General features: G+C 68.4%; 11 protein-coding genes. 9 read left to right on the forward strand and 2 right to left on the reverse strand.

The features are described from left to right. The first annotated feature begins 139 nt into the window (after positions 1–139). From ACQYVW_RS07050 to ACQYVW_RS07075, 6 genes are all read left to right on the forward strand, one after another. A complete protein-coding gene (locus tag ACQYVW_RS07050; protein ID WP_434946486.1) occupies positions 140–5,104 on the forward strand; it encodes a cadherin-like domain-containing protein in 4,965 nt (1,654 codons plus the stop codon). A 115-nt stretch (positions 5,105–5,219) separates the two neighbouring features. Beyond that, a complete protein-coding gene (locus ACQYVW_RS07055) occupies positions 5,220–6,023 on the forward strand; it encodes an OmpA family protein (RefSeq protein WP_434946487.1) in 804 nt (267 codons plus the stop codon). A gap of 346 nt (positions 6,024–6,369) precedes the next feature. Then, positions 6,370–7,695 carry a TolC family outer membrane protein gene (locus ACQYVW_RS07060; RefSeq protein WP_434934402.1) on the forward strand — a complete coding sequence of 442 codons (1,326 nt, stop codon included), beginning with the start codon at positions 6,370–6,372 and terminating at the stop codon, positions 7,693–7,695. A gap of 29 nt (positions 7,696–7,724) precedes the next feature. After that, positions 7,725–9,980: a type I secretion system permease/ATPase gene (locus tag ACQYVW_RS07065; protein ID WP_434946488.1), complete on the forward strand. Its 2,256-nt coding sequence runs from the start codon at positions 7,725–7,727 to the stop codon at positions 9,978–9,980. Then, on the forward strand, positions 9,977–11,158 hold the full coding sequence (locus ACQYVW_RS07070) for a beta-barrel domain-containing protein (protein ID WP_434946489.1): 1,182 nt from the start codon (positions 9,977–9,979) through the stop codon (positions 11,156–11,158). The genes ACQYVW_RS07065 and ACQYVW_RS07070 overlap by 4 nt, the downstream gene beginning before the upstream one ends. Before the next feature lie 330 nt (positions 11,159–11,488). Next, a complete protein-coding gene (locus ACQYVW_RS07075; protein ID WP_434934405.1) occupies positions 11,489–11,626 on the forward strand; it encodes a hypothetical protein in 138 nt (45 codons plus the stop codon). An 81-nt stretch (positions 11,627–11,707) separates the two neighbouring features. Here the strand turns inward: ACQYVW_RS07075 and ACQYVW_RS07080 are convergent, their stop codons facing one another. Both ACQYVW_RS07080 and ACQYVW_RS07085 read right to left on the reverse strand, forming a co-directional pair. Further along, positions 11,708–11,914, reverse strand: a complete 207-nt coding sequence (locus ACQYVW_RS07080; protein WP_434934406.1) for a YdcH family protein — start codon at positions 11,912–11,914, stop codon at positions 11,708–11,710. 56 nt (positions 11,915–11,970) lie between these two features. Further along, positions 11,971–13,002 (reverse strand): class 1 fructose-bisphosphatase, encoded by a 1,032-nt coding sequence (locus ACQYVW_RS07085; protein WP_434934407.1) that lies wholly within the window; start codon positions 13,000–13,002, stop codon positions 11,971–11,973. 189 nt (positions 13,003–13,191) lie between these two features. Between ACQYVW_RS07085 and ACQYVW_RS07090 the strand changes: the two genes are divergently transcribed. From ACQYVW_RS07090 to ACQYVW_RS07100, 3 genes are all read left to right on the forward strand, one after another. Beyond that, positions 13,192–13,782, forward strand: coding sequence for a hypothetical protein (locus ACQYVW_RS07090; RefSeq protein WP_434946490.1), 591 nt, complete (start codon positions 13,192–13,194; stop codon positions 13,780–13,782). Positions 13,783–13,910: 128 nt separating this feature from the next. Further along, on the forward strand, positions 13,911–14,825 hold the full coding sequence (gene ttcA / locus ACQYVW_RS07095) for a tRNA 2-thiocytidine(32) synthetase TtcA (RefSeq protein WP_434946491.1): 915 nt from the start codon (positions 13,911–13,913) through the stop codon (positions 14,823–14,825). Between the two features lie 139 nt (positions 14,826–14,964). After that, positions 14,965–15,870: a recombination-associated protein RdgC gene (locus tag ACQYVW_RS07100; RefSeq protein ID WP_434936358.1), complete on the forward strand. Its 906-nt coding sequence runs from the start codon at positions 14,965–14,967 to the stop codon at positions 15,868–15,870. The last annotated feature ends 79 nt before the right edge of the window (positions 15,871–15,949 follow it).

The following is a 15,949-nucleotide window of genomic DNA, read 5'->3' on the forward strand; positions in this document are numbered from 1 at the left end:
CGTCCAGATCTTCACTCGCCTCGCGGGGCATCCCTTGCCATCCCGCCGCCGACCCGACCGCGTTCCCTAGAACGCGGTGCGTCCTCCTGCCGCCCATCGCGGCTCGCCACTCCAAATCCAGATGCTTCCAAGGAACCACATGTCGACCGAAATCGTGCAGAAGGCAGCAGGCAACGTCACCTCGATCAACACGGATGACATCACCCTGTACCACGCGAGCATCGTCAAGCTGAAGATCGGCCCGGAACTCGTAGAGCGGTTCGAGCGCGCTGGCGACCACCTGCTGCTCGTGCTCAAGGATGGCCGCACGATCACCATCCGCAACTTCTTCGTCGTCGACGAGGATGGCGAACGCAGCGACCTGGTGCTGGAAGACGCGGATGAGGTGCTGTGGTGGGGCCAGTACACCAGCCCCTGGTCCGAGTTCCACTTCGCCGAGATCCAGGAGGACCATGCCCTGCTGTTGCCGCCACCGGTCGCGGGCGGCCTGCCCGGCTGGGCGATCGCCGCGCTCGGACTGATTGGCGCCGGTGCCCTCTACAAGGCGCTCGATGACGACGACGACAAGTCCAACAACCCGCCCGAAGCCCAGAATCACGCGCACACCCTCGCCGAAGACACCTCGGTCACCGGCCGCGTGGCCGGCACCGACCCCGATGGCGACAGCCTGACCTATACCGTCACCACCCAGCCCGCCCACGGCACGGTGACGATCAACCCGCAGACCGGGGAATACACCTACACGCCGGCTCCGGATTACAACGGTCCGGACACGTTCGTCGTCACCATCGACGACGGCAATGGCGGCACCACGACCAGCACGATCACCATCGACGTCACCCCGGTCAACGATCCGCCCTCTGCGCAGAACTACGGGCACGAGACGCCGGAGGACACGCCGGTCAGCGGCCGCGTCGTCGGCGAGGACGTCGATGGCGACAGCCTGACCTACGTGGTCACGACGCCGCCGGCCAACGGTACGGTAGTCATCGATCCGGATACGGGCGAGTACACCTACACGCCGAACGAGGACTACAACGGTCCCGACGAGTTCGTGGTCACCATCGATGACGGCAACGGCGGCACCACCACCAGCACGATCGTCATCGAAGTCACTCCGGTCAACGACACACCGGTTCCGGCGGACCCGAACGAAGGGCTGGATCCGCAGGATCCGGGCTACATCCCCGGGCAGGATTTCGATCCGGAGACGGGCGACTACAGCCATACCACGCCGGAAGACACACCGGTATCGGGCAGGGTCACCGGGACCGATCCCGATGGCGACGAGCTGACCTACACGCTCGGCCAGCCGCCGGCCAACGGCACGGTGGTCATCGACCCGGATACGGGCGAGTACACCTACACGCCGAACGAGGACTACAACGGTCCTGACGAGTTCGTGGTCATCATCGACGACGGCAACGGCGGCACCACGACCAGTACGGTCGTCATCGAGGTCATTCCGGTCAACGATCCGCCGGTGTTCGAGGATCCGAACGCGGGCGGCCCGACTCCTGATCCGGACGCGCCGGGCACGATCTTCAACCCGCCCAGCGGAAGCGACCCGGCCAGCTACACGATCAACTACGACGAGAACACCCCGGCGGACACGGTGCTGGGCCGGGTGCAGGCGGGCGACGTCGACGGCGACGCCGTGACCTTCGCGATCACCGGCGGCAACGACAACGGCTGGTACGCGATCGACCCGGTCACGGGCGAGATCAGCCTGACCCCGGCGGGCGCGGCCTCGCTGGCCAACGACTACGAGTCGGGCAGCAACAGCCGCCAGGTCACGGTCGAGGCCAGCGACGGCAATGGCGGCACGACCACGATCGTGGTCACGCTCAACGAGCTGGACCTCAACGAGTCGCCGGTGTTCGTGGATCCGAACGCAGGCGGTACGCCGCCGGAACCGGATGAGCCGGGCACGATCTTCAACCCGCCCAGCGGCAGCACGCCGGCGAGCTACACGATCAGCTACAACGAGAACACGCCGGCGGGTACCGCGCTGGGCCAGGTCCAGGCGAGCGACGACGACGGCGACACCGTGACCTTCGCGATCACCGGCGGCAACGGCGACGGCTGGTACGCGATCGACCCGACCACCGGCGTGATCACCCTGACTCCGGAAGGTGCGGCCTCGCTGGCAAACGACTACGAGTCGGGCGACAACAGCCACCCGATCACGGTGACGGCCAGCGACGGCAATGGCGGTACGACCACGATCACGGTCCACCTCAACGAGCTCGACCTCAACGAGTCGCCGGTTCCGGCGGACCCGAACGAAGGGCTGGATCCGCAGGACCCGGGCTACATCCCCGGGCAGGATTTCGATCCGGAGACGGGCGACTACAGCCATACCACGCCGGAAGACACACCGGTATCGGGCAGGGTCACCGGGACCGATCCCGATGGCGACGAGCTGACCTACACGCTCGGCCAGCCGCCGGCCAACGGCACGGTGGTCATCGACCCGGATACGGGCGAGTACACCTACACGCCGAACGAGGACTACAACGGTCCTGACGAGTTCGTGGTCATCATCGACGACGGCAACGGCGGCACCACGACCAGTACGGTCGTCATCGAGGTCATTCCGGTCAACGATCCGCCGGTGTTCGAGGATCCGAACGCGGGCGGCCCGACTCCTGATCCGGACGCGCCGGGCACGATCTTCAACCCGCCCAGCGGAAGCGACCCGGCCAGCTACACGATCAACTACGACGAGAACACCCCGGCGGACACGGTGCTGGGCCGGGTGCAGGCGGGCGACGTCGACGGCGACGCCGTGACCTTCGCGATCACCGGCGGCAACGACAACGGCTGGTACGCGATCGACCCGGTCACGGGCGAGATCAGCCTGACCCCGGCGGGCGCGGCCTCGCTGGCCAACGACTACGAGTCGGGCAGCAACAGCCGCCAGGTCACGGTCGAGGCCAGCGACGGCAATGGCGGCACGACCACGATCGTGGTCACGCTCAACGAGCTGGACCTCAACGAGTCGCCGGTGTTCGTGGAGGAGGATCCGGACAATCCCGGCCAGGACGTGCCCGTGGGACCGGGCGGCTACGCGTTCGAATACGACGAGAACTCGCCGGCGGGGACCACGCTGGGTACGGTCGCGGCCGTCGACCAGGATGGCGACACGATCGCCTACAGCATCGACCCGGACAGCGATCCCAACGGCTGGTACGCGATCGACCCAGCAACCGGCGAGATCACGTTGACGGCGGCGGGCGCCGCTTCGGAGGCCAACGACTTCGAAGCCGGCAGCAACAGCCGGACGATCACGGTGATCGCTTCCGACGGCAATGGCGGCGCGACGTCCATCCCGGTCACCCTCAACGAGCGCGACCTCAACGACAACGGGCCGGTGGTGATCGATGCCACGGCCCATGTGTCGGAAGAGGGCCTGCCCAATGGCGTGGCCGAGCCTGGCGACGATACCGACACCGTCGCCACCGGCACCGTCACGATCAACGACGCGGACAGTGTCGTCACTGTCACTTCGCTGACCCTGTCCGGTCCCTCGGGCCTGACATCCGGCGGCGAGCCCATCACCTGGACCGGCACCGGGACCGCCAGCGATCCGCTGATCGGCACCGCCGACGGCAATGAAGTGCTGCGCGCGACCATCGACCTCGACGGCAATTACGAGGTCACGCTGTCCGGCCCGGTCGACCATCCGCCGGGCGGCGGAGAGAACACCACGACGGTGGAACTGACGGTCACTGCCGGCGACGGGGTGAATCCTTCCGGCACCGGGACACTGAACGTCGTGGTGCAGGACGACGCGCCAGTCGCCAGCCCGGGTTCGGCGGACGTCGTGCTGCCGGAGCAGGACACCAACGTCATGCTGATCCTGGATATCTCAGGCAGCATGGGCGCTCAACGGACGGCATTGATGAAACAGGCCGTCGAGGACTTGCTCAATACCTACGACGGTCTGGGTGAGGTCTCGGTGCGGATCGTGCTGCTTGGCATTGAGGCTGATTCGGTTGCCTGGGGCGATGAATGGACGAACATCGAGGATGCGATCGCGTACGTCCAGGGCCTAAGTACAAACAGTGGTGGAACCAACTATGACGCATCGCTGGTCAGAGCCATGGACGCCTTCCACAGCGAAGGCAAGATTGCCGGGGCCAAGAACGTTTCTTATTTCCTGTCCGATGGCCAGCCCAATGGCGGGTTCGATTGGCCGGGCATTCCCGGGACTCAAGGCGACCAGGGCATCCAGGACAACGAAGAGGCCTTCTGGATCGACTTTCTGAGGGACAACCAGATCCACTCCATGGCCTTTGGCATGCAGGTTCCGGCTAACCAGTTGAACACCGCGCGCGAGAACATGGACCGGATTGCCTACGATGGCATCAACGATGCAAACACCGATGCCGTCATGGTGGGAGACATCAATGAACTGCCGCCGATCCTGCGTGACACGGTGGTCGATGCCGCGCAGGGTGCAGTGGTGGATGTGGGGGGTGCCCTCGGCGGCAATTCCGCCCTCGGCGCCGATGGCGGTGGGTTGCTCGATATCACCGTCAACGGCCGGACCTATGACAACGAAGGAAACGTGACCGGCGGTGCTGCCAATGGCACGTTTGATCCAGCCAGCAATACCTGGAACATCCTCACCGAGGGGCCGGGCGGCGATGTGAACACCGGGGGCCGGCTGGTCGTCAACATGGAGACCGGCGAGTACAGCTACACCCCGCCGATCATCGATTCGGGTACGCGTGTCGAGGACATCGGCTTCACCTTGATCGATGGCGATGGTGACACCGCCGCGTCGACGCTGACGATCACGGTCCACCCGGCGGGCACCGTTCTTCCCGATAGCCTGGGCGGCGAGTCGCCTTTCTCGACCGATGGTGATGAGGTCATCGCCGGGTCGCTGGGCGAGGAACAGCATGCGCTGCCGGCGATGTCCGATCTGCTAGGCCCATCCACGGACGGCAGCCTCGATGCATGGCTGCCTGCGGATGGCGCCAACGCTTCGGCGACGGCCGACTCCGGTTCGCAAGCGACGCTGCCGGTGGCCTCGCCGGTGATGCAGACCCTGCTGGACGAACTGGACCAGCAACAGTCTGCGCTGGTGTGACGCCTCTGCAACCCGGGCGGGCCGACGGCTCGCCCGGGCCCGGCGGAATCGATGGCGTGGCGTGCAGTCCGATGAGGTTGCGCACTACCCGCTTCCTGAAGAACCGAGGTATACGATGAGCAAAACGATCCTGACGAGCCTGCTGGCGGTGGCGCTGCTGGCGCCGGCGTGCGCCGTTGCCCAGAGCCGGAGCAGTGCCCCGGAGTTCAACCCGCACGGGCTGGACTACAGCAACGTGACGATGGACCTGGCCGACTACGACGAGCCGTTCAAGCGCGACGGCCGCCGGGTGCCGGCCGACCAGATCCTGAGCGTGGTGCCTGGCGTGAAGGCCGAGCGGGTGCGCGAACTGCTCGGGCAGCCGCTCTCGGCCGGCCAGGGCGAACGTGGCCCGGAGTGGGACTACAACCTGAAGCTGGACATCGCCGATGAGGACTTCATCGTCTGCCAGTACAAGGTGGTGTTCGAGGCCGACAACGACACCGTGCGCGAGACCTCGTGGCGCCGTTACCAGTGCAAGCTGGCGGCGGTTGCCGCACCGTCTCCGGTGCCGCAGCATTTCGACCTGTCCGGCGACTTCCTGTTCGACTTCGATCAGGACGTGCTGACCGCCCGGGGCATGGAGGTGCTGGACCAGTTGGCCCGCCAGCTGTCGGGTACCCGCAGCCGGGTCGATATCGTCGGCCACACCGACCGCCTGGGCAGCGTCGCCTACAACCAGGACCTGTCCGAACGACGGGCCCGTACCGTAGCCGACTACCTGGTCTCGCGCGGCATCGAACGCGAACGCCTCGGCACCTCGGGCCGCGGCGAGGCCGAGCAGGTCAAGCAATGCGAAGGCGAGCGCCCGACGCCGGAGCTGCGCGCCTGCCTGCATCCGAACCGCCGCGTCGCGATCAGCATCACGCCCGCCGACTGACCGGCCAGTTGCCGGCCCCTGCCGGGCCCCTCATCCGCCCGCGGTCAGACCCGGGCGGAGAGGGAACGTGGCGTTCGCACGCGCTGACGTCCTGCTCCCCCCGGGAGTCGGGGCGTGCGGCCGGCCGAGGTCGTACGCGACATCGTCGCGGGGGTCCAGCGGCCCGGCGGTCGAAGAGGGTGTGTTGCGGCAGTGCCGTTGGAACGCCACGTCCGATCCGTCTCCGACGCCGTCCGGCTCCGGTACCGCGTCGTCCACATACGGTAGAGCACACATGACCGGCCGCGAGGAGACACCGAAGCGTCAACGTGACTGGCCCCGATGGTCGGCGGTCCTGTGCCTGGCCATGGCCGCCGGTGCCGGCTCGGCGGCGGCACCGGTGCACCAGGCGGAACAGCAGGAACCGGCGCAGGCGTGGCTGTCGTCGTCGGCGGTGCTGGACTTGAACCAGGCCGTGGCGATCGCGGTGGAGTGGCATCCGAGCGTGCGCAATGCGGCCAGTTACCTGCTCGAATCGGTCGAGGCCATCGATGCGGCCCGTGCCGGCTACTACCCGCAGGTGCGGGCCGGACTGGCCTCGGACTACCGCAACCGCGACGTTCCCGGCTACGACAGCCGCCGCGTCCACACGTTCACCGTGTCGGTGTCGCAGATGCTGTACGACTTCGGCAAGGTGTCCAGCCAGGTCGATCGCGCCCGGGCCGGCCGCGAGGCCGCGCAGGCGCGTGTGCTGCTGGCGGTGGACGAACTCGCGCGCGACACCGCGCACGCCTGGATCGAGGTGCGCCGCTACGAACAACTGCTGCAGCTGGCCCAGGCGCAGCGCGAGGGCGTGAGCGCGATCGCCGATCTTGCTCGCGAACGCCGCGCCAAGGGCGCCAGCGCGCTGTCGGACGAACTGCAGGCGCGCGCGCGCGAAGAGGCGGCGCAGGCCAACCAGCTGGATATCGCCTCGCAGCTGGAACGCTGGCGCCTGCAGTTGCGCCAGCTGACCGGACTGTCCACGCTGCCGGCGACCGGTGGCGATGCCGACGCCGTGCTGAGCGGTGCCTGCGACGTCAGTGCCGCCGCCAGCGGACCGGAGGTGCCGGCGGTGCTGGTGGCGCAGGCGGACCTGCGCGCCACGCGCGCGGAACTGGACAACGCCCGCGCGCAGTCCAGGCCGACCATCTCCGTGGATGGTTCGGTCAGCCGCGGGCTGGATGCCGATTCGCGCATGGGCCACTCGCATGACTCGGCCATCGGCTTGAGCGTCAGTGCGCCGCTGTACCAGGGCGGCGGCCACCAGGCGCGGCGACGCGCCGCCGGCCATGTGCTGTCGGCGGCGGAGGCGGCGCTCGATCACGCCCGCCTGCAGGCCAGCCAGGGCCTGACGGACGCACAGTCGCGGGCCCGCGGCCATGCCGGCCGCAACGCCGTGCTGGGCGAGCGTGCCGGCAGCATCGAGCACACCCGCGACCTGTACCGCCAGCAGTATCTCGATCTCGGCACCCGCTCGCTGCTGGACCTGCTCAACGCGGAGCAGGAATTCCACGGTGCGCGCGTGGAGCGCGCCCACAACAGCCACGACCTGCTGCGCATGCAGGTCGACTGCCTGGCTGGCAGCGGCCGCCTGCGCCCGGCCTTCGGCCTGGAACGCCGCGCGTTCGCAGGCGTGGAACTGGCGCCGTGAGCCTGGGCGACGCCCCTGGGAACGGGCCAGTGCAGCCGCGGGCCGCGGAACGCGAGGCGGTCGACCTTTCCGGCTGGGTCGATGCGATCGTCCGGGTGGCCAACCATTACCGCATCGACTGTTCGCCAGAGGCGATCCGCGTCGCCGCGACGTGGAACGGCACCGGCAGCGCCGTGCGGACGCCACTGGCCCAGCGGGTCCAGCGGCTCGCGCGGCAGGTCGGCCTGGCGGTGCGCTGGGTCGACCCCGACACGGCCCGGCTGACGCCGTGGCGGTTGCCGATGGTGGTCGAACTCGAGGACGGGCAGGTCGGCGTCGTCACCGCGATGACCGGCGAAGGCTTCACCCTGGAACTGGGTGGCGATGGCGGCCTGGCGACGACGCTCGAGGCCGCCTCGCTGCGCGGGCAGCTGGCGCGGATGGCGGTGATGCGCCCCGCGCGTTCGGTACCCGACAGCCGGATCGACGAATACATCAGGCCCTACGAGAAAGGCTGGCTGCGCGACCTGGTGCTCACCGACTGGCGTCCGTACCGCCACATCCTGCTGGCCTCGCTGGTGACCAATGCCCTGGGCATCACCGGCATCCTGTTCTCGATGCAGGTGTACGACCGTGTCGTGCCGGCGCAGTCGATGCCGACGCTGTACGTGCTGTTCGGCGGGGTGATGCTGGCCGCGGTGTTCGCCTTCGTGCTGCGCCAGGCCAGAACCCGGATCACCGATGCGCTGGGCAAGCGCGCCGATCTGCGGATTTCCGACAAGGTGTTCGGGCACGCGCTGCGCGTGCGCAACGCGATGCGACCCAAGGCGACCGGTACCTTCATCTCGCAGCTGCGCGAGCTGGAATCGGTGCGCGACATGCTGACCTCGACCACGATCGCCGCGGTCGCCGACGTGCCGTTCTTCGTGTTGTTCTGCCTGCTGTTCTGGTACATCGCCGGCAGCCTGGTGTGGGTCCCGGTCGTGGCGGTGGTGCTGATGGTGCTGCCGGGGGTGCTGATGCAGAAGCGCTTGCGTGCGCTGGCCCAGGAAGGGATGCGGGAGTCGTCGCTCCGCAACGCGCTGCTGGTCGAATCGGTGCAGGGCATCGAGGACATCAAGCTGCTGCAGGCCGAGCCGCGTTTCCAGACCCATTGGAACCATTACAACGAGGTCAGTGCTGATTCGGGCATGAAGCTGCGCGACCTGACCCACGGCCTGAACAACTGGTCGCAGACCGTGCAGGCGGGCGTGTTCGCGGTGGTGGTGTTCGTCGGCGCGCCGATGGTGATGGAAGCGGAGATGACCACCGGCGTGCTCGTGGCCGCATCGATCCTGTCCTCGCGCATGCTCGCGCCATTGGCCAGCCTGACCCAGATCCTGGGACGCTGGCAGCAGGCCAAGGTCGGCAAGGAGGCACTGGACAACCTGCTGCAGATGCCGGTTGACAATCCGGAACGCGGCAAGCGCATCCATCGTCCCGCATTGCACGGCCGCTATGCGCTGAAGGATGCGGTGTTCAGCCACGACGGCAAGACGCCGGTGCTGAAGGTTGCTTCGCTGACGATCGAGCCCGGCGAGCGGATCGCGATCCTCGGCCGCAACGGCGCCGGCAAGTCGACGCTGCTCAAGGTACTGTCGGGCCTGCTCGAGGCACAGGCCGGACATGTGATGCTGGACGATGCGCCGCTGGCGCAGATCGATCCGGCCGACGTGCGCCGCGACATCGGCCTGCTGTCGCAGGAGGCGCGCCTGTTCCATGGCACCCTGCGCGAGAACCTGCTGCTGGGTGCACCAACCGCGACCGATGAGGATCTGGTGGCCGCATTGCAGGCGACCGGGGCGTGGTCCTACGTGCGCGCCCTGCCCGACGGCCTGGACCATGTGGTGCTGGAGGGCGGCCTCGGGCTGTCGGGCGGACAGCGCCAGAGCCTGCTGCTGGCGCGCCTGTTCGTACGCGATCCGCACATCGTGCTGCTCGACGAGCCCAGCGCCTCGCTGGACGAAGCCGCCGAGCAGCAAGTAATCCGGAGCCTGGACACGCTGCCACCCGCCGCGACGCTGGTGATCGCCACCCATCGCCAGGCCATGCTGAAACTGGTCCGGCGTGTGCTGGTGCTCGACAGCGGCCGGGTGCTGCTGGACGGCCCGCGCGACGAGATCCTGCAGCGGCTGCGCGGCGGCAAGGCCAGGCCTGCAGCTCGCGTGGCGTCGGGCAGATTCGACCTCGGCGGCATGGACAGTTCCGCCGCCGGCGGCCCGGGCGAGGCCGGCGGCGATGGCGCTGGACCGGAGGCGCGGTCTTGAGCAGTCATCGCAGCGACGACGTGTTCGACGCCGACGAGGTCCGCGCCAGCGGGTCGTCGCGGGTCGTGTTGTGGGTCGGTGGGTTCGTGCTCGCGTTCCTGGCCTGGGCCTGGTGGTTCGAGGTCGATGAAGTGTCCAGCGGCTCAGGCAAGGTGATCCCGACCTCGCGCGAGCAGACGATCCAGTCGCTGGAAGGCGGCATCCTGGCGCGATTGAACGTGGCCGAGGGCGACATCGTCGAGAAGGGCCAGGTGTTGGGCCAGCTCGATCCGACCCGCGGCGAATCCAGTGTCGAGGAAACCGCCGCCAAGTACCGGGCCGCGCTGGCCAGCGCCACCCGCCTGCAGGCGGAGGTGGAGGGCCGCGCCAGCCTGGAGTTCCCGGAGGAACTGGCCGGACATGCCGACCTGGTCGCGGCCGAGGTCGAGCTGTTCCGCTCCCGTCGCGGCAGCCTGGCCGAGTCGCTCGGCGGGCTGCAGCGTTCGCTGGAACTGGTGTGGCGCGAACTGCAGATCACCGAATCCCTGCTCGAGACCGGCGCAGCCAGCAACGTCGAACTGCTGCGCCTGCAACGCCAGCGATCGGAACTGCAGCTCAAGATCGCCGAGGTGCGCTCGGAGTACATGGTGCGCAGCCGCGAGGAACTGGCCAAGGCCAATGCCGAGGTCGAATCGCTGTCGTCGGTGGTGCGCGGCCGGTCCGATTCCCTGACCCGGCTCACCTTGCGATCGCCGGTGCGCGGTGTGGTCAAGGACATCGAAGTGACCACCATCGGCGGTGTGGTGCCGCCCAACGGTCAACTAATGGTGATCGTGCCGCTGGGCGACCAATTGCTGGTCGAAACCCGGGTGTCGCCGCGCGACATCGCCTTCATCCACCCCGGGCAGGACGCCCTGGTCAAGATCACGGCCTACGACTACGCGATCTACGGTGGCCTGCCGGGCAAGGTGGTGACCATCTCCCCGGACACCATCCGCGACGAGGTCAAGCCCGAGATCGTCTACTACCGTGTGTTCATCCGCACCGACAGCGACGTGCTGACCAACAAGGCCGGGACCGGGTTCCCGATCGTTCCCGGCATGGTGACCACCGCCGACATCCGCACCGGCAGCAAAACCATCTGGCAATACTTGGTCAAACCGATCAACCGTGCCGGCGAGGCACTGCGTGAACGCTGATCCATCAACGCCCCCACCCGATCGCAACAGGTGGCACGAGATCAACAAGACAATCGCGACGAACACGACGGGCGCCATGCTGGCGCTGTCCCTGGCGCTCGGCTCCGCCCACGCAGCCGAACCGCCGCTGGTGGACTACGACGACATCCGCATGTCGCGCCCCGACTTCGACGAGTCCTTCCAGCGCGACGGACGGACGACCCCGGTCGCACAGGTTCTGCAGGTCGTGCCGGGCGCCACCCCGACCGGGTCCGCGCACTCATCGGCGAGCCGCTCGGCACCGGACACGGGCCGCGCGGCCCGGAATGGGACGACGACCTCAAGCTGCGCTTGGCGGACGAGAATTTTATCGCCTGCCAGTACAAGGTAGTGTTCGATGCAGGCAACGCGGCGATGGTCGAAACCCACTGGCGCCGCTACCAGTGCCGCGACATCGTCGCCGCGCACGCCTCGCGCCCGGGGCACTGATCGGCGTAGCGCGGGCTGGGGTATCGGGCGGCCGACGCCCCGACCGGCGTCAGCCGGCCAGAGGGCGCGAGCGTCGCGGGTTCAGGCCGGTTCGTCGGGGATCAGCGCGCTTTCCAGGCGCGCGATCTGGTCCTTGAGCTGCAGCTTGCGCTTCTTCAGGCGCTTGATGGTGAGTTCGTCGCTGGCGATGCTCGCCTGCAGGGTGCCGATGGCGGTGTCCAGGTCGCGGTGCTCGAGCCGCAGGTCGGCCAGCTTGCGATTCAGTTCGGCAGGGTCGACGGGGTGCATGGCCCGGCCAGCTTACACGCCCCTGCGCCGGGCGGGCACGTCGCGCGGCGCCGGACTCAGGCGCGTGCGTCGTACTCGAGGTGGTAGCGGGTGGCCTCCTCGACCTCTTCCCGCGACCCCATGAACACCGGCACCCGCTGGTGCAGCGCATCGGGCTGGATGTCGAGGATCGCGCGCCGGCCATCGGTGACCGCGCCGCCGGCCTGCTCGACCAGCATGCCCATGGGATTGGCCTCGTACATCAGCCGCAGCTTGCCCGCGCGGTCGGGTTCGCGCCGGTCCCAGGGGTAGATGAAGATGCCGCCGCGGGTCAGGATGCGGTGCACATCGGCCACCATCGAGGCGATCCAGCGCATGTTGAAATCCTGGCCGCGCGGGCCGTCGCGGCCGGCCAGCAGGTCGGCGACATAGGCCTGCATCGGCGGTTCCCAGTGCCGCTGGTTGGACATGTTGATGGCGAACTCGCGCGTGCGCGGCGGGATGCGCAGATCCGGCCGGGTCAGCACGAACGAGCCCTGCTCGCGGTCCAGGGTGAAGGCGTGGGTGCCATGGCCGATGGTCAGCACGAGCAGCGTACTGGGCCCGTAGACGCAGTAGCCGGCGGCCACCTGTCGGCGCCCGGACTGCAGGAAGTGCCCATCATTGGGTTCGCCCGCGCCATCGGGCGCGCGCAGCACCGAGAAGATGGTGCCGATCGACACGTTGACGTCGATGTTGCTGCTGCCATCGAGCGGATCGAACAGCAGCAGGTAGTTGCCGCGCGGATAGGCGTCGGGGATGGGCTGGCAGTGCTCCATTTCCTCGGAGGCGCAGGCCGCAAGATGGCCGCCCCAGGCATTGGCCTCGAGCAGGATCTCGTTCGACAGCACGTCCAGCTTCTTCTGCGCCTCGCCCTGGACGTTGACGCTGCTGGCGCCGGCGCCGCTGACCGCATCGCCGAGCACGTCGCTGAGCGCGCCCTTGCCCACCGCCACCGAGATCCGCTTGCAGGCGCGGGCCACCACTTCGATCAGCAGACGCAGCTGCGGGTTGATCTGGCCTTCGCGCTGGGCCTCGATCAGGAAGCGGGTCAACGATGTGCGGGACAAGACGGTACTCCAGCGTGCGGGATCGGCCTGGTAACGGCCGGAAGCACGCGCCAGCTTACACCGCGCGTGACGCGGGTGCAGGCGCGCGGGCAGAATGCCGGTGCGCGCGGGGGCGGCGCGCGCGGGCCGATACGCGCCCGGCACACGCATCGCGGCGCGCCCGGCCGCCGGGGAACGGAGCACCACACGATGGATGGAATCAAGCACACCGGCCTACGCCCGGGCCTGCGCGTGCTGGGCATTGCCGCCGCACTGCTGGCGGGAAGCGCCGGCGCGCAGGAGAAGTACGACGGCTACCTGTGCTGCAACATGCGCAGCGATGGCAGCTGGATCAGCGACAGCAACTACGCCGAGGGCGGCAAGCGGGTCATCCCCGCAGGCACCCCGGTGAAGGTGACCGGCTACGGCCGCTACCGGGTGAAGGTGCAGATCGACGGCGAGAAGCAGGAGATCGGCAACGACTACAGCCGCGACCTCGACAATGCCGCCTTCGCCGCCCGCTACGTGGTGCGCGAGGATCCCAGGCCAGCCATCGAAGGCTGGCCGGCCAAGGTGCGCGAGGCGGTCCGGCAGTCGCGCGTGACCCCGGGCATGACCCGCGAGCAAGTGTTCGCCTCGCTGGGCTATCCGATCAGCAGCGAGAACCCAGACCTGGAATCGCCCCTGCTGCGCTACTGGCTGGGCAGCTTCGCCGAGTTCCAGCTGCATTTCGGCGGCAACGGCCGCCTGCGCGACATCACCACCGATCCGTCCACCCGCAACCGGGTGTGGACGCCCTGAGCGCCTGCGCGGGCGCCGTCCCTCCGCGGGGAGCGGCGGCGCCCGGCCTGCGCGTACGCAGAAGCGCGCGTCGCCGTCAATGCCTGCCGGGCGGGACCCGGCGGCACGCGGACCGGTAAAATCCGCGGATGGAAACCGTCGTCCCCCTGCCCATGCCTACCCTGCGCAACGCCGACCGGCGCGGTGCGCACGAGGCCAACCGCCTGGCCAAGCGCCTGCGCCACCAGGTCGGCAAGGCCATCGCGGACTTCGGCATGATCGAGGAAGGCGACAAGGTGATGGTCTGCCTGTCCGGCGGCAAGGACAGCTACACCATGCTCGACGTGCTGCTGCAACTGCAGAAGAAGGCGCCGGTGTCGTTCTCGATCACCGCCGTCAACCTCGACCAGAAGCAGCCCGGTTTCCCGGAGCACATACTGCCCGACTACCTGCGTTCGATCGGCGTGGACTTCCACATCATCGAGCAGGACACCTATTCAGTGGTCAGCCGGGTGATCCCGGAAGGCAAGACCATGTGCTCGCTGTGTTCGCGCCTGCGCCGCGGCGCGCTGTACACCTGGGCCGGGGAGCACGGCTACACCAAGATCGCGCTGGGCCACCATCGCGACGACCTGGTCGCCACCTTCTTCCTCAACCTGTTCTTCCACGCCAAGCTCAGCGGCATGCCGCCCAAGCTGCTGTCCGACGACGGCAAGCACGTGGTGATCCGCCCGCTGGCCTACGTGCGTGAGGACGACATCGCCGCATACGCGCAGGCGAAGGACTTCCCGATCATCCCCTGCAACCTGTGCGGCTCGCAGGAGAACCTGCAGCGCAAGCAGGTGCAGAAGATGATGGCGCAGTGGGAACACGACGCGCCCGGCCGCATCGAGACGATCGCCCGCGCGCTCGGCGACATCCGCCCCTCGCAGCTGAGCGACCCGAAACTGTTCGATTTCCTCTCGCTGGGCCACCGCGATGGCGCCGCACAGGCCGATGCGCATGCCTGGCTCGGCGGCGGGACGGATCCCGGCCCGGCCGCATCGGGCGGCGACCACGCCTGAGGCCGGTCGCTTCGCCCGCGCGACGGCAGGCGCATCTCCGCCCCTGCGACCGCAGCGGTCACAATGAGCACCTGCGTGCGCCCCAACGCGCCTCGATCCGCGTCCGCGCACCCCATCCCCACCTACGGTCCATTCCCCCATGTTCTTTCGCAACCTCACCCTGTTCCGCTTCCCCACCACGCTCGACTTCAGCAGCATCGAAGAACTGCTGGCCACCCATCCGCTCAAGCCGGTGGGCCCGCTCGAGCTGTCCTCGCGCGGCTTCATCCCGCCGTTCGGGCGCAACGGCGAGGCGTTCTCCCACCGTATCGGCGATGCGATCTGGCTCACCGTCGGCGGTGAAGACCGGCTGCTGCCCTCGTCGGTGGTCAACGAGATGCTGGCCGACCGGCTGGCCGAGATGGAGCAGAAGCAGGGCCGGCGCCCCGGCAGCCGGATGCGCAAGCAGATGAAGGACGACCTCATCCACGAACTGCTGCCGCGCGCCTTCGTGCGCCCCTCGCGCACCGATGCGCTGATCGACCTGGAGCACGGCGTCTGCGCCATCGATACCTCCAGCCGCAAGAGCGGCGAGGCCGTGGTGTCGGAGATCCGCAACGCGATGGGCAGCTTCCCGGCGCTGCCCCTGAACGCCGAAGTCGCGCCGCGCAGCGTGCTGACCGGCTGGATCGCGGGCGACCCCTTGCCGGAGGGCCTGTCGCTGGGCGAGGAGTGCGAGCTCAAGGACCCGGCCGAGCACGGTGCCATCGTCAAGTGCCAGCGCCAGGAACTGCAGTGCGACGAGATCACCAAGCATCTGGACTCCGGCAAGCAGGTCACGAAGTTGGCGCTGAACCTCGACGACCACGTCTCCTTCGTGCTCGGCGAGGACCTGGTGGTGCGCAAGTTCAAGCTGCTGGACGGCGCGGTGGACCAGCTCGAATCGAGCGAGCGCGACGACATCCGCGCCGAGCTCGACGCGCGCTTCGCGCTGATGAGCGCCGAGTTCGCGCGGCTGTTCACGGTGCTGGAGAAGGCGCTGAAGCTGTCGAAGGCCGACGCCTGAGAACTCCCCGCGCGGCGCGCGTCCGGCGCGCCGCGCTTCCGATGTCCGCGACGCGCCGGTTCATGCGCGCCGTCGACCA

This window comes from Luteimonas campi (assembly GCF_051162505.1).
Lineage (GTDB): Bacteria > Pseudomonadota > Gammaproteobacteria > Xanthomonadales > Xanthomonadaceae > Luteimonas.

Excerpts from the sequence above, each read along its gene's own strand:
- ACQYVW_RS07050 (WP_434946486.1), top strand. The coding sequence starts at position 140 with ATGTCGACCGAAATCGTGCAGAAGGCAGCAGGCAACGTCACCTCGATC.
- ACQYVW_RS07055 (WP_434946487.1), top strand. The coding sequence starts at position 5,220 with ATGAGCAAAACGATCCTGACGAGCCTGCTGGCGGTGGCGCTGCTGGCG.
- ACQYVW_RS07060 (WP_434934402.1), top strand. The coding sequence starts at position 6,370 with ATGGCCGCCGGTGCCGGCTCGGCGGCGGCACCGGTGCACCAGGCGGAA.
- ACQYVW_RS07080 (WP_434934406.1), bottom strand. The coding sequence starts at position 11,914 with ATGCACCCCGTCGACCCTGCCGAACTGAATCGCAAGCTGGCCGACCTG.
- ACQYVW_RS07090 (WP_434946490.1), top strand. The coding sequence starts at position 13,192 with ATGGATGGAATCAAGCACACCGGCCTACGCCCGGGCCTGCGCGTGCTG.
- ttcA (WP_434946491.1), top strand. The coding sequence starts at position 13,911 with ATGGAAACCGTCGTCCCCCTGCCCATGCCTACCCTGCGCAACGCCGAC.
- ACQYVW_RS07100 (WP_434936358.1), top strand. The coding sequence starts at position 14,965 with ATGTTCTTTCGCAACCTCACCCTGTTCCGCTTCCCCACCACGCTCGAC.